The organism is Streptomyces sp. NPDC048671 (assembly GCF_055587045.1).
Window position 1 is genome coordinate 123,270 of sequence record NZ_JBVJHB010000019.1, and the last position, 19,118, is coordinate 142,387.

22 protein-coding genes and 1 pseudogene are annotated in these 19,118 nt (G+C 70.8%); 12 read left to right on the forward strand and 11 right to left on the reverse strand.

Annotated features, from left to right (window positions below; translation table 11 throughout):
* The first annotated feature begins 36 nt into the window (after nt 1–36).
* The 3 genes from ACZ6S6_RS32430 (at nt 37) to ACZ6S6_RS32440 (ending at nt 2,756) form a co-directional block, all read left to right on the forward strand.
* Complete coding sequence (locus tag ACZ6S6_RS32430) at nt 37–453, forward strand: acyl-CoA thioesterase (protein ID WP_362966025.1); 417 nt, start codon at nt 37–39, stop codon at nt 451–453.
* 197 nt (nt 454–650) lie between these two features.
* Nucleotides 651–2,258: an ArnT family glycosyltransferase gene (locus ACZ6S6_RS32435; protein WP_469708425.1), complete on the forward strand. Its 1,608-nt coding sequence runs from the start codon at nt 651–653 to the stop codon at nt 2,256–2,258.
* 129 nt (nt 2,259–2,387) lie between these two features.
* The gene (locus ACZ6S6_RS32440) at nt 2,388–2,756 is read left to right on the forward strand and encodes an ArsR/SmtB family transcription factor (protein WP_469708427.1); all 369 of its coding nucleotides are present in this window, start codon (nt 2,388–2,390) and stop codon (nt 2,754–2,756) included.
* A 60-nt stretch (nt 2,757–2,816) separates the two neighbouring features.
* Here ACZ6S6_RS32440 and ACZ6S6_RS32445 read toward each other — a convergent pair whose 3' ends face one another.
* Both ACZ6S6_RS32445 and ACZ6S6_RS32450 read right to left on the reverse strand, forming a co-directional pair.
* Nucleotides 2,817–4,190 (reverse strand): FAD-dependent oxidoreductase, encoded by a 1,374-nt coding sequence (locus tag ACZ6S6_RS32445; protein ID WP_362966031.1) that lies wholly within the window; start codon nt 4,188–4,190, stop codon nt 2,817–2,819.
* Nucleotides 4,191–4,268: 78 nt separating this feature from the next.
* Nucleotides 4,269–4,934 carry a DUF305 domain-containing protein gene (locus ACZ6S6_RS32450; protein WP_469708461.1) on the reverse strand — a complete coding sequence of 222 codons (666 nt, stop codon included), beginning with the start codon at nt 4,932–4,934 and terminating at the stop codon, nt 4,269–4,271.
* Nucleotides 4,935–5,115: 181 nt separating this feature from the next.
* Between ACZ6S6_RS32450 and ACZ6S6_RS32455 the strand changes: the two genes are divergently transcribed.
* The gene (locus ACZ6S6_RS32455; RefSeq protein ID WP_469708429.1) at nt 5,116–6,606 is read left to right on the forward strand and encodes an LVIVD repeat-containing protein; all 1,491 of its coding nucleotides are present in this window, start codon (nt 5,116–5,118) and stop codon (nt 6,604–6,606) included.
* Nucleotides 6,607–6,742: 136 nt separating this feature from the next.
* Here ACZ6S6_RS32455 and ACZ6S6_RS32460 read toward each other — a convergent pair whose 3' ends face one another.
* The 7 genes from ACZ6S6_RS32460 to ACZ6S6_RS32490 form a co-directional block, all read right to left on the reverse strand.
* Complete coding sequence (locus ACZ6S6_RS32460) at nt 6,743–6,967, reverse strand: hypothetical protein (protein ID WP_266775677.1); 225 nt, start codon at nt 6,965–6,967, stop codon at nt 6,743–6,745.
* A 114-nt stretch (nt 6,968–7,081) separates the two neighbouring features.
* Entirely contained in the window at nt 7,082–7,261 is a 180-nt protein-coding gene (locus tag ACZ6S6_RS32465) for a hypothetical protein (protein WP_362966037.1), read from the reverse strand.
* Nucleotides 7,262–7,331: 70 nt separating this feature from the next.
* Complete coding sequence (locus ACZ6S6_RS32470; RefSeq protein WP_469708431.1) at nt 7,332–8,033, reverse strand: HAD family hydrolase; 702 nt, start codon at nt 8,031–8,033, stop codon at nt 7,332–7,334.
* 69 nt (nt 8,034–8,102) lie between these two features.
* Complete coding sequence (locus tag ACZ6S6_RS32475) at nt 8,103–8,777, reverse strand: phosphatase PAP2 family protein (protein WP_469708433.1); 675 nt, start codon at nt 8,775–8,777, stop codon at nt 8,103–8,105.
* A gap of 90 nt (nt 8,778–8,867) precedes the next feature.
* Nucleotides 8,868–9,803, reverse strand: coding sequence for a M56 family metallopeptidase (locus tag ACZ6S6_RS32480; RefSeq protein WP_362966043.1), 936 nt, complete (start codon nt 9,801–9,803; stop codon nt 8,868–8,870).
* An 86-nt stretch (nt 9,804–9,889) separates the two neighbouring features.
* Nucleotides 9,890–10,477 (reverse strand): DUF5134 domain-containing protein, encoded by a 588-nt coding sequence (locus ACZ6S6_RS32485; RefSeq protein WP_469708436.1) that lies wholly within the window; start codon nt 10,475–10,477, stop codon nt 9,890–9,892.
* A gap of 141 nt (nt 10,478–10,618) precedes the next feature.
* Nucleotides 10,619–11,005 (reverse strand): VOC family protein, encoded by a 387-nt coding sequence (locus ACZ6S6_RS32490; RefSeq protein ID WP_469708438.1) that lies wholly within the window; start codon nt 11,003–11,005, stop codon nt 10,619–10,621.
* 75 nt (nt 11,006–11,080) lie between these two features.
* Here ACZ6S6_RS32490 and ACZ6S6_RS32495 point away from each other — a divergent pair, with 75 nt between their 5' ends.
* Nucleotides 11,081–11,638 carry a GNAT family N-acetyltransferase gene (locus ACZ6S6_RS32495; protein WP_469708440.1) on the forward strand — a complete coding sequence of 186 codons (558 nt, stop codon included), beginning with the start codon at nt 11,081–11,083 and terminating at the stop codon, nt 11,636–11,638.
* Between the two features lie 7 nt (nt 11,639–11,645).
* On the opposite strand, the gene ACZ6S6_RS32500 is transcribed toward ACZ6S6_RS32495, so the two are convergent.
* Nucleotides 11,646–12,329, reverse strand: a complete 684-nt coding sequence (locus ACZ6S6_RS32500; RefSeq protein ID WP_362966051.1) for a glycerophosphodiester phosphodiesterase — start codon at nt 12,327–12,329, stop codon at nt 11,646–11,648.
* 533 nt (nt 12,330–12,862) lie between these two features.
* Between ACZ6S6_RS32500 and ACZ6S6_RS32505 the strand changes: the two genes are divergently transcribed.
* The 4 genes from ACZ6S6_RS32505 to ACZ6S6_RS32520 all read left to right on the forward strand — a co-directional run bounded on the left by ACZ6S6_RS32505 (nt 12,863) and on the right by ACZ6S6_RS32520 (nt 16,787).
* Complete coding sequence (locus ACZ6S6_RS32505) at nt 12,863–14,260, forward strand: DUF6421 family protein (RefSeq protein ID WP_469708442.1); 1,398 nt, start codon at nt 12,863–12,865, stop codon at nt 14,258–14,260.
* Between the two features lie 26 nt (nt 14,261–14,286).
* Entirely contained in the window at nt 14,287–15,054 is a 768-nt protein-coding gene (locus tag ACZ6S6_RS32510) for an SDR family NAD(P)-dependent oxidoreductase (protein ID WP_362966063.1), read from the forward strand.
* Nucleotides 15,033–16,112 (forward strand): threonine aldolase family protein, encoded by a 1,080-nt coding sequence (locus tag ACZ6S6_RS32515; RefSeq protein ID WP_362966055.1) that lies wholly within the window; start codon nt 15,033–15,035, stop codon nt 16,110–16,112. Before ACZ6S6_RS32510 ends, ACZ6S6_RS32515 begins: the two co-directional genes overlap by 22 nt.
* A gap of 75 nt (nt 16,113–16,187) precedes the next feature.
* Complete coding sequence (locus ACZ6S6_RS32520) at nt 16,188–16,787, forward strand: transglutaminase-like domain-containing protein (protein WP_469708445.1); 600 nt, start codon at nt 16,188–16,190, stop codon at nt 16,785–16,787.
* Between the two features lie 73 nt (nt 16,788–16,860).
* On the opposite strand, the gene ACZ6S6_RS32525 is transcribed toward ACZ6S6_RS32520, so the two are convergent.
* The gene (locus ACZ6S6_RS32525; RefSeq protein ID WP_362966059.1) at nt 16,861–17,583 is read right to left on the reverse strand and encodes a lysophospholipid acyltransferase family protein; all 723 of its coding nucleotides are present in this window, start codon (nt 17,581–17,583) and stop codon (nt 16,861–16,863) included.
* Between the two features lie 218 nt (nt 17,584–17,801).
* Between ACZ6S6_RS32525 and ACZ6S6_RS32530 the strand changes: the two genes are divergently transcribed.
* From ACZ6S6_RS32530 to ACZ6S6_RS32540, 3 genes and pseudogenes are all read left to right on the forward strand, one after another.
* Nucleotides 17,802–18,128, forward strand: a complete 327-nt coding sequence (locus ACZ6S6_RS32530; RefSeq protein WP_362966061.1) for a TlpA family protein disulfide reductase — start codon at nt 17,802–17,804, stop codon at nt 18,126–18,128.
* A gap of 199 nt (nt 18,129–18,327) precedes the next feature.
* Nucleotides 18,328–18,834: a flavin reductase family protein gene (locus ACZ6S6_RS32535; RefSeq protein WP_362966065.1), complete on the forward strand. Its 507-nt coding sequence runs from the start codon at nt 18,328–18,330 to the stop codon at nt 18,832–18,834.
* A gap of 201 nt (nt 18,835–19,035) precedes the next feature.
* Nucleotides 19,036–19,118 (forward strand): annotated as a pseudogene (locus ACZ6S6_RS32540) (electron transfer flavoprotein subunit beta); the annotation flags it as partial.

Consider the following 19,118-nt stretch of genomic DNA (forward strand, 5'->3'; position numbering starts at 1 on the left):
CGGGAATGCCGGACCGAGCCCGGCTGTTCCGGCTTCATGACCTTCTTTGTGGACGTGACCGTGCGGGGCTACGAACTCGATACGCAGGGCCATCTGAACCAGGCCGTCTATCTCCAGTACGCGGAGCACGCGCGCTGGGAGTTGCTGCGGGCCGCAGGACTGCCCCAGGAGAAGTTGCTGGCCGACGGGGTGGGGCCCGTCGCACTCGAGGTCACGGTGAAGTTCCTGAAGGAGCTGCGGGGCGGAGAGCGGGTGCGGGTGTCCTGCCGGTTCGACTACGGGAAGGGCAAGACCTTCACGGTCGCGCAGCAGGTCCTCAAGGAGGACGGCACGGTGGCGGCGGAGATCACCGGTGTCGCGGGCATCCTCGACCTGTCGACCCGCAGGCTGGTCCCCGATCCGGGCGGCCGTCTCGCCTCGCTGGCCAAGGACCCGGAGCTGCTGAGCGGCTGACGGCGGTTCGGGACCGGGAGCCCTGCCCGGAGCCTCATTTCCTCAACTCCATTTCTTGGCCCGCAACTTGCCTGGATCTCTTCACCGGGTGTGGCCCGGGTGCGTAAAGTGCGAGCGGCTTCGGCGCCGTGCGCGCCTGGCAGACCCGGCCGCGCGGATTGCGCGACCGAGGGGTCGAACACCGGGGGGTGGCGGGGATGACGGACGCAGGGCGTGCGGACGGGACCGGGAAAGTCGGGACCGAGGATGTCGGGACCGAGGGTGTCGATACCGGGGATGTCGGGACCGGGGGTGTCGGGACCGGGGCGGACGGCGGGGGGATCGCACCGCTGGACCGGCGGGTGTTCGCCGTCGCGGGCGTCGTCTTCGCCGTGCTGATGGCGCTGTCCACGCGCTACGGCTTCCACCGCGACGAGCTGTACTTCCTCGACTCCGCCCGGCACCTCCAGGCCAGCTATGTGGATCAGCCGGTGCTGGCGCCGCTGCTGGCCCGGCTCTCGCTGTCGTTGTTCGGCGTCTCGGAGGCGGGCCTGCGGCTGTGGCCCGCGCTGGCGGCCGCCGGCACGGTCGTCGTGGGCGGGCTGACCGCGCGGGAGTTCGGCGGCGCGCGGCGGGCGCAATTCCTCGCGGCGATCGCGACGGGCACCATGCCCGTGCTGCTGAGCAGCGGGCATGTCGCCAACACGACGTCGTACGAAGTGCTGGCGTGGGCGGCGATCGCGCTCACGGTCACGCGGATCGGCCGTACCGGCGACACACGGTGGTGGCTCGCCGCGGGGGCGCTGGTCGGCATCGGCGCGGAATTCAACCACCTCGCGGCGATCTTCGGGGCCGTTCTGCTGGCCGTGGCGCTGCTCGGTCCGGCCCGCCGGACCGTGGCCGACCGCCGGCTGCTCGCGGGCGCGGCGATCGCCGTGCTGCTCGTGCTGCCCGATCTGTGGTGGCAGGCGCGGCACGACTGGGCCATGTTCGAGATGACGCGGGCACTGAACGCGGAGCACGGCGGCCCGGGAAACATCATCACCTGGATCGTGGGGCAGCTCAGCATGTCCTGTCTGGTGATGACGCTGTTGTGGGTGGCAGGCCTGAGGTTCCTGTGGCGGTCCGGCCGACCGCTGTGGCGGTGCCTGGCGACCACGTACGCCGTGCTGTTCGTGCTGTTCGCCGTGACGACCGGAGCCCAGGTGTACTACCTGGGCGGGCTGTACGTGTGCCTGCTGGCGGCCGGGGCGGTGGGACTCGACGACTGGCTGCACTCCCGCCCCGAACGGCTGCGCGCCCTGCTGGCCGGAACGGCCGTCTCGGCCACGCTCTCCGCCGTGATCGTGCTGCCGGTGCTGCCGTCCTCCGGCGTGGCCTGGACGTACGGCATCAGCGCGACGTCCGGGGAGACCCTGGGCTGGCCCCAACTGGTCGACACCGTAGGGCAGGTATGGAACGGGCTGCCGGCCGGGCAGCGTGCGAACGCGGTGATCTTCGCGGCGGACTACAGCGAGGCCGGCGCCATCAACGAACTGGGCCGGAGCGCCGGACTGCCCACCGCCGCGGGAGCCCAGAACACCAACTGGTGGTGGGGTGCCGGCAACCCGGACGCCACGACAGTGGTGGCCGTCGCCCCCGGCCCCGAACACGCCCCCGGATACACCGCCCACCTGCGCCGGTACTTCCGGCACGTCCGCGTGGCCGCCACCCTCTCCAGCCCCGGCGGCGTGCACAACATCGAATCGGGAGGGCACGTCTACATCTGCACCGGACCCCGCCGCCCCTGGGGTGCGATGTGGCCCGAGCTGCGCAACTACGCGTGACGCCTCACCACCGGGGCCAGGGGACCTCGCCACCTCTTGGCGCCCCCGGTCACCTCGTGTGACGGGCGTCAAGCTACGACGGATCTCGTATTATGGGAACCCCGGACGAAACGACGATGCGGAGCCACCGTGACCCCTGCCAGTGCCACCGCCCCGGTCGTCGGCGCCCGTACGCTGGCCCACCCGGCACGTGACGAGATCAGGATCGAGTCGGTGCTGCACGCGCTCTCCGACCCGGTGCGGCTGTGCGTGGTGCGTGAACTGGCCGCCGCCGACGAGGAACTCACCTGCTCCCGGTTCGATCTGCCGGTGACCAAGTCCACCAGCACGCACCACTTCCGGGTGCTGCGCGAGAGCGGCATCGTCCAGCAGATCTACCGGGGCACCGCCAAGATGAACGTCCTGCGCCGCGAGGATCTGGAGGCGCTGTTCCCCGGACTGCTGGACCGCGTGCTCGAAGCCGCGAACGGGCAGGCGAACCGGCTGGGCGCAGGCTGACGGGCCAGAGCCGGTCCGGTTCGCGTGGGGCGGCCGCCCGCGCCACCGCCGGGTGGGCCCCTACGCGAGGCCGTCGCCCCGTGCCGCGTTCATCAGTCCCGGCCAGTCCGGGATCTTCACCGGCCCGCGGCCGAGCGACCGCCCCAGGGCCGCCTCCGCCCGTTCGATCGACAGCCAGCCGTCCCACTCCACCGGTCGCAGCCCGTACGCCCGCAACGCGGCCACCGGATCCGGCGCGCAGGGGCGTCCGGCGAGCAGCGGGGCGTCCTCGGCCAAGGAGGCGACCGTCTCCTTGGCGCACGACCGGTTCGATCCGATGACCCCGGTCGGGCCGCGCTTGATCCACCCCGCGACGTACTCCCCGGGCGACGGGACCGCGTCCCGCAGCACCCGTCCGGCCAGGTGGGGCACCGTCCCGCGCACCGGGTCGAAGGGCAGGCCGGGCAGCGGCATCCCCCGGTAGCCGACCGCCCGCAGGACGAGCTGGGCCTCGATCTCCTCGAACGTGCCGGTGTCCCGCACGCCGCCGCTGCCGTCCGGCGCCGTACGGGCGAACCGCACACCGGCCACCCGCCCCCGGCGCTCAAGGAGTTCGACCGGGCGCAGGTAGAACCGCAGCCCGAGGGTCCGGGCCGGCGTCCGTCCGGCGGCGGGGGCGTCCGTGGCCCACTCGCGCAGCACGTCGAGGTTCCGCCGCACCATCGCCGGGAGCGCCGGGGAGCCCGGTGCCGTACCGGCGTACGCGGGGTCCAGGACGAGCTCCGCCGGGTCCACGGCGATCCGTGCTCCGGGAAGCCCGCCGAGCTCGCGGAGCTCCTTGGTGGTGAACCTCGCCTGCGAGGGTCCCCGTCTGCCCGTCATGTGGATCTCACGCACCCGGCTGCCGGCCAGGGCGCCGAGCGCGGGCTCCGGCACATCGGTCGGCCGCAGCTCCTCGGCACCCCGCGCGAGGATCCGCGCCACGTCGACGGCGACATTGCCGACCCCGATCACCACCGCCGAACGCGCCCGGAGTGCGAAGCCGCCGGCTGCGGCATCGGGGTGGGCGCTGTACCAGGAGACGAAGTCGGTCGCCGAGTGGCTGCCGGGCAGGTCCTCCCCGGGGATGCCCAGCGGGCGGTCCGTGGCCGCCCCGACGCAGTAGATGACCGCCTGGTACAGCTCGCCGAGCTGGTGCGGCGACACCCCGTCCCCGCCCACCGGGACATTGCCGACGAAGGTGATCCGGTCGTGCTCCAGGACGGCCCGCAGGCTCCGCTGGAGCGATTTGATCTTCTCGTGGTCCGGGGCGACGCCGTACCGCACCAGGCCGTACGGACAGGGCAGCCGGTCCAGGACGTGCACCCGCACATCGGGCAGCAGGGGGTGGGTCACCAGGGCCTGGGCGGCGTAGATCCCGCTGGGGCCGGAGCCGACGACGGCGACGCGTTGCACGGCGCACCTCTTCCCGGAGGGTGCCTCCAGCATCGCACCGGCGGGCCCGGCGGGGGGAGAGGTGCGCCCGGTGTTTCGTCAGGAGGAGAGAGCGCGCATCCGGCTGATCTCGGTGGTCTGCTGGGCGACGACGTCGTCCGCCATCTCCTCGACCTGGACGTTGTTCCCCTCCGAGAGCACCTCGGTCGCCATGGTGACCGCACCCTGGTGGTGGGTGATCATGCGCTTGAGGAACAGCTGGTCGAAGGCCTTGCCCTTCGCGGCCCGCAGCTGTTCCAGCTGGCCGGCGGTGGCCATGCCGGGCATCGTGCCGTGGTCGTGGCCCTCGGCCCGCTCCGTCTGCCCGTTGCGGCTGAGCCAGCCCTTCATCGCGCCGATCTCGGGCTGCTGGGCCGCGGTGATGCGCTCGGCGAGCCGCTTGACCGCGGCCGAGCCGGAGCGGGAGGGGACCAGACGGGTCAGCACCAGCGCCTGGGAATGGTGCTGGATCATCATCCGGACGTAGCGGATGTCGGCCGAGTTGGGGGTGTCCGCCCCGGCGACGGCCTTCGCGGCCTCCGAGGCCGAGAGCGTACGTGCCGGCTCGCCCGGTTTTCCGGGAGCCACGACCGAGCCGCCCCCGCCCGCCCGGTCCTTCGAACCGTTGTCGCCGCCGCTCCCGTCACAGCCGGCCGAGGTGAGCACGGCCGCGGTGACGGCGGCAGCGAGGGCGAATCCGCGGAACCAGCGGACCTGACGACGAATCAACAAAGCCGCCTCCGTTGAGACATGGGTGGTTTCGCTCTGTCCTAGCACGTCAACGCACAGCTGCGATCAGAAACTCTCGTTACGTCTCTGTTGCCATCTGTTGAGATGCCCATGGCAAGGACGATACTGCCGGAGTCCGTGAACCGGTCAACCACATTCGGATCCATGGGAGGACGCAGTGACCTCGTTGCACACCACCCCGGTGCGGCGCAGACGTCTGGGCGTGGCGGCAGCCGCCGCCGGGCTCTTCGCCACTCTGCTGACGGCCGGACCCGCGGCCGCGACACCCGACCCAGATGACTCGGCCGCGACCCGAACCGAAGTCTCCACGAGCCAGGAGGCGGAGGCGACCGCCGCGATCAGGAGCGGTGAGATACCCGGTGTGGACGAGATCGTCCACAGCCGCAACATCACCCATCTCGCCAACGTCCCCAAGGACGCGCTCCAGGGACTGAACACGGACCTGGCCTTCCAGGGAAAGTACGCCTTCGCCGGGAACTACGACGGCTTCAGGATCTTCGACATCAGCAACCCGAAGTCGCCGAGGACGGTCGCCCAGGTCCTGTGCCCCGGATCGCAGAACGACATCTCCGTGTCCGGGAACCTGCTCTTCCTGTCGACCGACTCCTCGCGCAGCGACAACTCGTGCGCGAGCACCACCCAGCCCGCCACGGAGAAGTCCTCCTGGGAGGGCATGAAGGTCTTCGACATCAGCGACAAGCGCAATCCGAAGTACGTCGCCGCCGTCGAGACCGCGTGCGGATCGCACACCCACACGATCATCCCCGAGCGCAAGAACGTATACGTGTACGTCTCCTCGTACTCGCCGAGCGAGACGTTCCCGGACTGCCGGCCGCCGCACGACGGGATCTCCGTCATCAAGGTGCCGCGCCGGGCACCGGAGAAGTCCCGCGTCGTGAACTTCCCGGTGCTCTTCCCGGACGGCGGGAACCCGGGCGCGCCCACGAACCCGGGCGTGTCCAAGACCACCGGCTGCCACGACATCACCGTGCTGCCCTCCAAGGATCTGGCCGCCGGCGCGTGCATGGGCGACGGCCTGCTGTTCTCCATCAAGGACCCGGAGAACCCGAAGATCATCGACCGGGTGCAGGACAACGTGAACTTCGCGTTCTGGCACTCGGCGACGTTCAACCAGCGCGCCGACAAGGTCGTCTTCACCGATGAGCTCGGCGGCGGTGGCGCGGCCACCTGCAACGAGGAGATCGGCCCGAAGCGCGGCGCCGACGGCATCTACGACATCGTCGGCAGGGGCGACCACCGCAAGCTGGTCTTCCGCAGCTACTTCAAGATCGACCGCCCGCAGGCCGACACCGAGGTCTGCGTCGCCCACAACGGTTCGATCATCCCGGTCAAGGGCCGTGACCTGATGGTCCAGGCCTGGTACCAGGGCGGAGTCTCGGTGTGGGACTTCACCGACTCGTCGAAGCCGAAGGAGATCGGCTTCTTCGAGCGCGGTCCCGTCACCATGGATGAGGTCACCACGGCCGGCCCGTGGTCGGCGTACTACTACAACGGCTACATCTACTCCAACGACATCGAGAAGGGCTTCGACGTCCTGAGGATCGACGACCGGCGCACCGACCCCGCGAAGCGGGTGCGGACGGACGAGCTGAACGTCCAGACGCAGCCGGACTACTTCGACCGCTGAGCCGACGGCCGGACCGCCGCAGGGCGGGCCGGCCCGCCGGCCCTGACCGCCACATGGTCCCGCCGGGGGTTCCTCGCCCGGCGGGACCGCGGCAAGGCGGTTCCTCACCCCGTGGAGCCGGGCCCGCTGCGGTGTTTCAGGCCGCCTCGTACCGGTGCGCCCGGCCGCCCCGCCATTCGACCCACTCGGGGCTGTCCAGAATCCGCTCGGGGTCGTCGAGCCCCGCGCCCTCCAGGAACACGATCACATCGTGATCGGAGTGCGCGAGGCCGAGTATCTGGACCCGCCCGTCGCGCTGGACGGTGACGCGTCGCCCGCCTGAGGGGGACGGACGGAAGATCACGATCGGGGGAGAAGTCATGCCTCCAGGGTGCGACGCGCCGAAGGCCGTCGCACAGCGAACCGGAAACCCGGCTCCAGGCAGATCAGGGAGGCGCGCGGAGGATTGAACCGGGGCCGCCTCACCGGGCAGCGCTCAGGCCGCGGACCGGGTGCCGCCGCCCGTAGCCGCGGCCCACTCGACCAGCAGCAGCTGGTACTGCTCCTCGTCCTCCGGGGACAGGCATCCGCCCGAGCGCTGCCACAGTTCGCGAATGTCTTCATTCACCACTGCGGCGGAACGCACGGAACCGGACGGGCTCGGGGTCGGGGACATACCTCCCAGGCTAAGGCCCCGATGTGACAATCAGACCCATTGCGCGCAAGGGACATCTCTCACATGTTCCTCAGGCAACCTCGGGCACCAATCCGAGCTCCCGCAGTCCGTAAGGCCGCTCGGCCAGCGGTGCGTGGTCCACGAACCGCACCTCGCAGCCCAGTGCGGCGGCTCCGGCGTCCGCGTGCCGGTCGTCGCCGACCATCACCACATCCGTCGGATGCTGTCCGAGAAGTGTGCAGGCCGTGTGGAAGAGCTGTGCGTCCGGCTTCTGTGTGCCGTGCTCGAAGGAGAGCACATACGCGTCCACGAAGGCGTCCAGGCCGTGCGCCCGGAAGACCGGCCGCAGATCCCATCCGATGTTGCTGACCACACCGATCCGGACGCCGCTGCCGGCCAGTGCGGCCAGCACCTCGGCCGCGTCCGGATACGGGCGCCAGGCCTCCGGGGTCCGGTGCCGTTCGTACAGCGTGTCGTACAGCCCCGGATCCGGCAGCGCGACCTGGCGGGCCAGGCCGGTGTATGCGGCCCGGTGCCGCTGCGGGCTCTCGTCACGGGAGGCCCAGTCCTGCGCCAGGGCTTCCGGCACCCGCTGCGGGGCGGGCCCGCCCGGCAGCGCGCGGGCGGCCTCCAGCTCCCGTGCGTACCGGTCGAAGTCGGCCGCGTCCACGCTCACCCCTCGCTCCGCGAGGGCCGCGGCGAGCCAGGACCGGACGGACTCGATCCGGAACAGCGTCCCGGAGAAGCCGAAGAGCACACCCTTGATCGGCATGGCCCCGATCCTCGCCGATGCGCCGACAACGCCGCAAGGATGCCTGTTCAGACGCCCCGCGAAGGCCGCTCACGCGACTCGTACCGTTCGAATCCCCGCCACCGCGAACGCGGCCAGCGCGGCCCCCAGCAGCCACCCGCCCAGCACATCGGACGGCCAGTGCACGCCCAGGTACAGCCGGGTGACGCCGACCCCGAGCACCGAGACCCACGCCGCCACCAGGGCCGCCCGCCACATCCGGGGCCCGGCGCCCCGCCGGCGCAGCAGCCACAACAGCAGTCCGCAGCTCACCACCGCCGTCATCGCGTGCCCGGAGGGGAACGCCGCGTAGTGGGCGGAGTCCACCGGGTCCGGCCACCGGGGACGCTCCCGGCCGACGGCGGCCTTGATCCCCTGCTGCAACAGAGCGGAGAGCACACTCGTGGCCGCCACCCAGCCCGCGAGCAGCCGGGCCCCGTGCCACCACAGGGCCACCACGGCGACGGCGGTCAGCGCGCGCATCGTCCAGGGATCCCACAGCCAGTCCGTCAGCACCCGGTTGACGTGGACGAGGCCGGGCTCGGTCACCGCCAGCCGGTGCAGCGCGTCGGCGACCGTACGGTCCAGGCCCATCAGCGGGGACCACCGCGCGGCGACCAGGACCAGCACCACCAGGAAGAGGGCCGCGCAGACGGTCCCGGTCCACAGGGCCTGCCGAGAGGCGCGGATACGGTCCGGGCGGGAGAGGCGCGGGGAGTGGTGCATGGAGGGATCCTCGCCGACGCGAGCCAGGTGGGGCCATCCCCGTACTCCGGTCCCGGAGGGCGTGTCCCGCCGGGACGGGGCGCTGCCCCGCTAACCCAGCGCGCTGATCGCCGGAACGAGCGCGACCAGCAGGGGAATCGCCGGCACGAGCGCCGCCGCCGCGGTCAGCCGCAGCCGGCGGCCCGCGGTGAGCCGCCCCGCAGGCGCCAGCAGCCGGTCGACCCGGAGCGGCACCTGCGCGTCCGGTGTCGGGGACGGACCGAACACTCCCCGGTCCTCGTTGAGTTCGACCAGTGCCAGGGCGGTCGTCAGCCGGCCGAAGCGGCGTGAAGCCACATCGTCGGCGGCCAGCTCGACGAGCCGGTGCATCTCGCCGCGGAACGCCGCGAACACCGGCACCTGCGGAAACCCGGACGCCAGCGCGGCGGAGCAGTTCAGCAGCCAGTCGTGGCGCGCCTTCGCGTGACCCTGCTCATGCGCGAGCACCGCATCCAGCTGACGGCCCTTCAGCCTTCCCAGCGCCGCGGTGGTGATGACCAGTTGGGGTGCCGCACCCGGCAGCCACCAGGCGTCGGGGCGTTCCCCCTCCAGCACCACCAGCCGTTCGCCGCCGGGCTCCTCGCCGGGCATCAGCGGGGAACGCACCAGGAGTTCGGCACGCCGCCGCCTGCGCCGCAGCTGCGCCCGGCGGATCTCCCGGGTCAGCATCGCGGCCGTCCACACACCGCCCAGTGCCAGCACCACCGCCATCACGGCCGACCAGGGCCCGTACGCCGCAAGGGCGTAGGCATCGACCACGGCGTGCGGCGCGGGCGCGAAGACATGGCCGCGCACCGCCTGCCAGGCCGCCGCCGCGCTGAACGTCATGGACAGGGCGAAGGAGAGCAGCACGCCGGCCACCACGCACTGCCACACCCACAGCGCCACGACGGGCTCGCGCTCCGGCCACTCGGCCCGCGCCATCAGCCGAGGGGTCACGACGGCGGCCAGTGCACCGAGCAGCAGCAGCGCGAGAGAGACCAACATGGCGTCACCTTATGAGGGGCACGGCACACACGGGTATGGCTGCGCTCGCCAAGTGATGTACGCCACGGTTTGACGGGCCCGCTGTCTCACAGGGTGAGCAGCATCGCGAACATCGATATCCCCATGGTCAGACGGCAGGCCAGCGCCAGCTCCGGCCGGTTCGCCCAGCCTGCCGCCGGCGGTCCGCCGACCACGGTCCCGCCGCCGGTCGTCGTCGCGGCCACCGGGATCAGCCGGGCGCCCGAGCGCAGTACATAGGCGGCGTAGTAGGCGAGGAGCAGCCCGGTCAGCAGCGGTGCGCCCCCGGCCGCGGCCATGGTGTGCGATCCGTGACCACCGTGCGCCGACCCGCCAGGACCCATCACGACGGCCATGTAGACCATCGCCGACGAGCCGACCAGATGGTGCAGATGGTGACCGCTGCGGCGGGAGAACCAGAGGGCACGCAACGCGGCGACGCCGAACAGCGCCGCGTACACGGCCCATCCCCACGCGGGCGGGGCGACGACGGCCGCGGGCACCGCCATGGCGGCCATGCCGAAGCCCATCAGCGCCTCCGCCCGCGCCGTCCTGCGCTCCTCCCCGGTCCCGCTGCGGGTACGCAGCAGGCAGTACGCGCCCGTCAGCGCGCACAACGCCATCAGCAGCCAGCCGGACACCGCCGGTCCATGCACAGCAGACCTCCCCCGGGCGAACGACATCGCCGTCGTCTAGTCGATGCCCGGGGCCGGACGCCTGTACGCGGCGCACTGGAGTACTGGGGGAGCGCGCGGCGGGGGTGTATTGCGACAGACCTGGTGCGAGCGGCCCGGACGTCAGGGCCGGAAGCGCAGCGGATGGTGCTCGGGCACCTCGACGACGGCGATGCGGACCCCGTCCGGATCGGAGATCCACATCTCGTCGAGCCCCCAGGGCTCACGCCTCGGCGCCCGCAGCACCTCCACACCGCGGGCCGACACCTCCTCGTACGCCGCCCGCACATCGGCCACCTGGAGCCACAGCAGCAGTCCGGGAGACGGCGGCGCGTCACCGCGGCCGGACACTTCCAGGAAGCCGCCGCCCAGGAAGTAGACCGTCCCCCGCTCGGGACCGGTGCCGAACTCCCGGTGGACGGGCAGCCCGAGCGACTCTCCGTAGAAGGCACGTGACCGTTCGGGATTCGTGGGGCGCAACAGGATCCGGCTGCTCAGCACATGAACCATGGTCCGGAGCGTAGGCCGTGTCCGGAGAGCTACGCTGCTGCGGCACGGCCACAGCAGAGAAACGGAGAGCCCCTCATGGACACCGCCCCGCCCCGGGATTCGGCAGAGCTGACCTTCCGCGACGCGACCGACGCGGATGTGCCCGCGCTCGTGGAGCTCATCCAGTCCGCGTACCGCGGCGACTCCAGCCGCGCCGGATGGACCACCGAGGCGGACATTCTGCAGGGCCGGCGGACCGACCCGCAGGGCGTCCGCGCGGTGGTGGAGGCCCCCGGCAGCAGGATGCTCGTGGTGGAGCGCGACGGCGGGCCGGTCGCCTGCTGCCAGCTCGAGCACCGGGGTGAGGCCGCCTACTTCGGAATGTTCGCGGTCCGCCCCTCGCTCCAGGGCGGGGGCCTCGGCAAGGTGATCATCGCCGAGGCCGAGCGCACCGTCCGGGAGAGCTGGGGGGTGCGTGAGATGCACATGACAGTGATCTCGGTCCGGGAGGATCTGATCGCCTGGTACGAGCGCCGCGGCTACCGCCGTACGGGAAAGATGAGCCCGTTCCCGTACGGCGATGAGCGCTTCGGTATCCCGCAGCGCGACGACCTCGCCTTCGAACTGCTGGTCAAGGACCTGCCGACGGACTGAGAAGCGGCTATGCGGTGAACCGGCCCGCGCGGCGGATCTCCGGGAAGTCGGTGGTCGCGCCGTCGAGCCCGAGCCCGCGGGCGAGCCGCAGGTGGTCCTGCGTGTTGACCACCCAGCCGACCACCGTCAGCCGCTCGGCGTGCGCCTTCTCCACCAGCTCCAGGGTGATGCGCCGGACGTTGAGCACCAGCCGGGTGGCGCCCACCGCCTTCGCGCGGTTCACCAGGTCGTCGCCCCAGCGGCTGGCGACGAGTGCCGTGCGCACCCCGGGCACCAGTTGCGCGATCTCGGCGATCGCCTCGTCGTGGAACGAGATCACCTCGACCCGGTCGACGAGATCGCGCCGCCGCATCACCTCCGCCAGCGTGCGGGCGGCGGCCACGTCCTTGATCTCCGCCTGCAACGGGGATGCCACGGCGTCGAGGACCTCCTCGAAGACCGGCACCCGCTCGCCCCGGCCGGCGTCGAGTTCGCGCAGCTCGGTCAGGGTCTTCTCCGCGATCGGGCCCTTGCCGTCGGTCGTACGGTCCACTTCGGCGTCGTGCATGACGGCGAGAGCGCCGTCCTTGCTCAGGTGAAGGTCCAGTTCGATGAGGTCCATCCCGGCCTGCTCGGCGTGGACGAACGAACGCAGGGTGTTCTCCGGTTCGACACCCATCACCCCGCGGTGACCGATGGTGAGAAAAGACAAGGCACTCTCGCTTCCGTCGACGGCGTCTCCCCGTGTGCTGCTTCTACCCACGCGGCACCACGGCATGACCGCGATCCGGCACCCTGGTGTCCTTTCGCGGCGAGCGGGGCGGCCGGGCGGGTGAGCGGGGCGCCGTGCCCCTGGACATCGGCCGCGCCGAGCAGGAACCCGGTGATGACGGCTGCGACCAGGACGGCACGGATGCTCACGCGGCGGTTCTCCGGAGTGGTACGGAAGAGCTGACGCGGTCCGTCCTACCGGCCGCGGCGCGCGCCCCGCGAGCTGTGTCACTCGTGTGTGGGCGTGTCTCGCACGGGGTTGCCGGGCAGCCGTGCGAAGCCCTGAGATCACTGGCCCCTTCCTGGGGCCCCTCGTGGCCGGCGACCCAGAAGCGACTGTCGCAATGTTGCGTGACAGGAAAAAACGCGGTGACCATGGGGTTGGGCAGGATAATTTCCAGGGCCCCACTTGTCTCAGGGAACCGCACACGGATACGGTTGCTTGACGCGAGGTTCTCCTGTGGAGGAAGTGTTATGACGGAAATTCTTGTGCACGACGCCGCAGCAGACGGCATAACCGCCGCCCAGCGGGTGATCGAGCACCCGGCCTGGCCCGCGCTCAAGGACGCCGTGGAGGAGATCCGCCCCTGGCAGTCGAAGGACGGCTCCATCGACTTCGGCGCCGAGGGTGCGCCCTCCCAGGCGACCGCCGGGGCGACGCTGGACCGGGTGACCGCCGCGGTCGAGCAGCTCTCCCCGCTGCTCCCGCACGACGCCGCGTACCACCGAGCCCTCGTCGCGGACCTGCGCCGCTGGGCGGCCGACGGCTTCGGCATCCCGGACTTCCTCGACTCGCTGCTCGCCTTCCAGCCGGCCAAGGAGCGCGCCGACGGGCTGCAGCACCTGGTCGTCTTCGCGATGTACACGCAGAACGGCAACCCCGACCGCAACCTCGAAGCGGTCGTGCTCCGGATGGTCTGGCCCGAGTGGCTCGCCGATCTGGAGGCGACCCGTTACGACAACCCGCTGTTCTGCGGGATCACCTTCGAGGACTTCACCTCCGGTTACGACACCAACTCCGCGGTGCTCTTCCCGGAGACCATCGCCGTGCGCGAGGCCCCCGAGCGCTTCAGCTGGGGCGGCATCTTCTGCGACCGCGAGGCCGCCCGCTTCCGCCGGGTCACCGAGGCGTCCGTCGAGCTCCTCGGCGTCGAGCTGCCCGATGACATCCGCGAAATGATCGGCGACCAGCAGCGCTGCGAGCAGGCCTTCGTGCTCTGGGACATGGTCCACGACCGCACCCACAGCCACGGTGACCTGCCGTTCGACCCGTTCATGATCAAGCAGCGCCAGCCGTTCTGGATGTACGGCCTCGAAGAGCTGCGCTGCGACCTCACCGCCTTCCGGGAGGCCGTGAAGCTGGAGGCCGACGGCTTCGGCCAGGGCCGCGACGTCCAGTACGCCGTGCTGTTCGACCGGATGTTCCGCTTCCCGGTCACCGGCGAGCGCGTCCGCAACTACGACGGACTCGGCGGCCAGCTGCTCTTCGCCTACCTCCACAAGCACGATGTCGTGCGCTGGACCGACAACACCCTGAAGATCGACTGGGAGCTGGCCCCGCGGATCACCAACCAGCTCTGCGGCGAGATCGAGAAGCTCTACCGCGACGGCATCGACCGCCCCAAGCTCGTCCACTGGTTCGCCGCGTACGACCTGGTCGCCGGCTATCTGGCGCCGCACCCCGGCTCCCGCTGGGCCAAGGGCCCCGACGCCCTGGACCTCTCCCAGCCGCCCCGTAAACTCGTCGACGACGTGCTTCCGGACGAGTTTCCCCTGAGCATGTTCTATGAGGCGCTCTCCAAGAAACTGAAGAACGTGATCGCCTCCACCAAGGGGATCACCGCCGCGGACGCCGGGCAGGCGGCCGCGTGAGCGCACGGAGCGAGGAGACGGTGGTCATGAACGGAAACGGCAAGAGCAGCGGGAGCGGTGCGCTCGAAGGAGCCGTGGTCGCCGTGGCGGGGGCGGCCGGACCGGCCGGCCGGGCCACGCTGCTCCGGCTCGCCGAGGCGGGCGCGATCGTCGTCGCCTCGGACGCGAACGCCACCCGGCTCGCCGAGGCGGTCGACGCGGCCCGCTACGCCCACGGCGGCGCCACCGTCACCGGGGACACCGTGGACCTGCTCGACCTCGGCGCCGCCCGTGAGTGGGCCGACAGGACGGAGAAGGAGTTCGGCCGGATCGACGGGCTCGTCCACCTCGTGGGCGGCTGGCGCGGAAGCGCCGGCTTCGCCGAGACGGACCTCGCCGACTGGACGCTGCTGGAGAAGCTGCTGATCCGGACCGTCCAGCACACCTCGCTGGCCTTCCAGAGCGGCCTGCAGCGCAGTGACCGCGGCCGCTACCTGCTGATCAGCGCGGCCGGTGCGAGCAAGCCCACCGCGGGCAACGCCGCCTACGCCGCGTCGAAGGCGGCGGCCGAGGCCTGGACCCTCGCGCTCGCGGACGCCTTCCGCAAGGCGGGGGGCGAGGACGCGTCCCGGAGCGCGGCTGCGATCCTGGTCGTGAAGGCACTGGTGCACGACGCGATGCGCGCCGAGCGCCCGAATGCGAAGTTCGCGGGCTTCACCGACGTCAAGGAGCTGGCCGATGCCATCGCCGGCGTCTGGGACCGGCCTGCCCCGGAAGTGAACGGAAAGCGCCTGTGGCTGACCCCGCAACCGTAAGGACCGACGCGCGTCGTCATCACGACCCGCAGGTACGCGGCTTCGCCAGTGACAACTACGCGGGAACCCACCCGGAGATCCTGGCGGCCCTCGCCCTCGCCAACGGCGGACATCAGATCGCCTACGGCGAGGACGAGTACACCGGTCATCTCCAGCGCGTGATGCACAGCCACTTCGGCCCCACCGCCGAAGCCTTTCCCGTGTTCAACGGAACCGGCGCCAACGTCGTCTCGCTCCAGGCGATGACCGACCGCTGGGGCGCGGTCATCTGCGCGGAATCCGCCCACATCAACGTGGACGAGGGCGGCGCCCCGGAGCGGGTCGGCGGCCTCAAACTGCTCACGGTGCCCACCGAGGACGGCAAACTCACGCCCGAGCTCATCGACCGGCAGGCGTACGGATGGGACGACGAGCACCGTGCCATGCCGCAGGTCGTCTCGATCACCCAGAACACCGAGCTCGGCACGGTCTACACACCCGGCGAGATCCGCGCCATCTGTGAGCACGCCCACGGGCACGGCATGAAGGTCCACCTCGACGGGGCACGGATAGCCAATGCCGCGGCCTCCCTGGACGTACCGATGCGCACCTTCACCAACACCGTCGGCGTCGATGTGCTCTCCTTCGGCGGCACGAAGAACGGGGCGATCTTCGGCGAGGCCGTCGTGGTCCTGAACCCCGATGCCGTCCGCGCCATGAAGCATCTGCGCAAGCTGTCGATGCAGCTCGCCTCCAAGATGCGATTCGTCTCCGTGCAACTGGAGGCGCTGCTCGCCGGCGACCTCTGGCTGCGCAATGCCCGGCACGCCAACGCCATGGCCCAGCGGCTCGCCGAGGGGGTCCGCGCGGTGGACGGAGTGGAGATCCTCCACGCCGTCCAGGCCAACGCCGTCTTCGCGCGGCTCCCGCACGCGGTGAGCGAGCGGCTGCAGAAGCGCTTCCGCTTCTACTTCTGGGACGAGAAGGCCGGGGACGTGCGCTGGATGTGCGCCTTCGACACCACGGAGGACGACGTCGACACGTTCGTCCTCGCGCTGAAGGAAGAGATGACGGCGTAGCAATCACTGCATGATTATGCGGCCGACCGGAAAATGATTGACTTCCGGTCGGCCGCATACCTACGCTCGGCGGCCATGGAGCTGATTCAGCAGGCCCCCGGAACCTCTGCCTACCTCGCGGCCGACGAGGCGATCGACCACGGACATCCGCTGGTCCGGGAGACGGCCGCGCACCTGCGTTCCGTAACCGAAGACGCATATACATACGCGGCTGCCGCCTACGACTTCGTACGCGACGGCATCACGCACTCCGCCGACTCGGGGGACACGCGGGTCACCTGGCGCGCCTCGGACGTCCTGGCGACCCGCAATGGCATCTGCCACGCCAAGTCCCACGCCCTGGCCGCCCTGCTGCGCGCGGAGGGCATCCCGGCGGCCCTCTGCTACCAGCGGCTCGCGGACGACAACGGGGACCCGGGGCCGGTGCACGGACTGATCGCGCTGCGGCTCCCCGGCCGGGACCGCTGGGACCGCCAGGACCCGCGGGGCAACCGGCCGGGCGTCGACGCGCGGTTCTCACTGGATGAGGAACACCTGGCCTGGCCGATCCGGCCGGAGTTCAATGAAATGGACTACCCGGGGCTCTATGCGGCACCGCACCCGCTGGTCCTGCGTGGCCTGCGGGCCGCGTCCGACCGTGCCCAGCTCTGGGGCACGCTTCCGACGGCGCTCTGATTCGCGGGCGGCGCACAGGCGTGGAACACCCGGCCGGAGTGACGTTTCAGCCGTGGCCATGACCCGGTCGGAGTCAGCCGCGCTCGCGGACCTCGGCGGGGGTCGGGGCCGTACCGCCGAGATGGGCGGGAACCCACCAGGTGTCGCTCGCGTCCCTCGGGCGCACCGGGTAGGCGCGCTGAGCGGCTTCGAGGAGCTCCTGCACGCGCTCGCGCAGCCGGCGGGTGATCGCGCCCGCGTACTGGTCGGTGGGGGCCTCCACCGGCTCGCCGACGCGGATCGTCACCGGGATGTGGCTGCGCCTGAAGTTGCGCGGGCGGCCCTTGGTCCACAGCCGCTGGGTTCCCCACAGCGCCATCGGGATCAGCGGCACCCCGGCCTCCTGGGCCAGCCGCGCGGCACCCGACTTGAAGTTCTTCAGCGTGAAGGACTCCGAGATCGTCGCCTCGGGGAACACGCCGACGATCTCGCCCGAGCGCAGCGAGGCGAGGGCGTGCGCATACGCGTCCTCGCCCTGCTTGCGGTCGACGGGGATGTGCTTCATGCCGCGCATCAGCGGTCCGGAGACCCTGTGCCGGAACACCGATTCCTTCGCCATGAAGCGGACGAGCCGCTTCTGCGGCAGCGTCGCGAGCCCAGTGAAGATGAAGTCCAGATAGCTGATGTGATTGCTGACCAGAACCGCGCCACCAGTCTTCGGGATGTGCTCCCAGCCCTGGGTGTCGATCTTCAGGTCGAGCGCCTTGAAAAACGTACGAGCGGCGCCGATGACCGGCCGATAGACGAGTTCTGCCATCTGGGGGAGACCCTTCTTCAGCGCCTGGGGAGGGTTCTCCCGGCGGAAGTTACGCAGCCGTAGGTTTTCGGCATTGGGCCGATCGTGCCCCATGCGCGTCGCGGTGGCCAGTCTCGGCGGGCGCGGGGCGCGAGATTCTCGTCACGTGGAACAGCCGGGAATGTCTCGGCGGACGCGGGCGCTGACTCTTTGGGCAGAGCTCTGACAGGGGGCCGGAAATGGATGGGCAGGCACAGGTGAACAGGCTGGATATCGCCCAACTCGGCGTTGAACTGGGGGAGCGGGCGACTCTCGTCCAGTTCTCCAGCGCGTTCTGCCAGCCCTGCCGGGCCACCCGGCGCACGCTCGTCGAGGTGGTGGGAATGGTCGACGGCGTCGTCCATGTGGAGATCGACGCCGAGGCGCATCTCACTCTCGTGCGGGCACTCGACATCAGCAGAACCCCGACCGTTCTGGTGCTCGACGCCTCCGGCCGGATCGTCCGACGCGCGGTCGGACAGCCACGCACCGTCGATGTCGTGGCCGCACTGGGACAGGCGATATGACGGGCCGTGACGCATCTCCCACCTTGTGGGACGGTCTTGACTGCACCCACCATGCATCGTCACTCTGACGCTATGCCGCCAGTACTCCTTCTCTACGGCCGGGTCCATGTCGACCTCGCCCGCTGTGCGAGTGCGCGCTGTCCGGATGCCTGAGCATCCACGGCCCCGTACCCCCGACGCGCAGAAGGACGACATCTCCATGACGGCATCACCCGAGCTCGGCAACGCCCGGACGGCATCCCCGGACCTCCTCCGCTCCGTGTTCCGGCAGCACGCGGCCGGAGTCGCCGTGATCACCGCCGCCGGTGACCGGCCGGTCGGCTTCACGGCCACCTCCCTCAACTCCGTGGCCGCCGAGCCGCCCCTCATCTCCTTCGGCGTGGGCACCTCGTCCTCCAGTTGGCCGGTCGTCGCGGAGGCGGAGCACATCGGGGTCCACATACTCGGCGAACACCAGCGGGAACTGGCCGCCACCTTCGCGCGCAGCGGTGCCGACCGGTTCGGTCCGTCCACCTATTGGCGCAGTGGGCCGGAAGGCGTCCCGGTGCTCGACGGCGTGCTGGCGTGGCTGGTCTGCCGGGTCGTCGCGCGGATCCCGGCGGGGGACCACCGGATCGTGATCGCCCAGGCGGTGGTCGGGGACCCGGCCGGGTCCGGGCGGCCGCTGGTCTATCACCAGGGCCGGTTCACTGCTCTGCGAGACTGAGAGCCCCTTGGTGGCACGTGGGCGCCGGGCGTCGTCCAGATCACAGTTCAAAGCGCTTGCCCACAGGGCATGCACTAGGTGTACTGGCGAGTAATATTCCGGTCGGAGCGTCGGTCGCTCCGACCGGAAATCGCCCCATCAGGCGCCTATGCTGCGTGCAACAAGGCAGCCCGGAAATGACGATGCAGTAGGAGAGCCGGCGTGAGCTTGAGGATCGTTGTCTGTGTGAAGTACGTGCCCGACGCGACCGGTGACCGGCATTTCGCCGATGACCTGACGTTGGA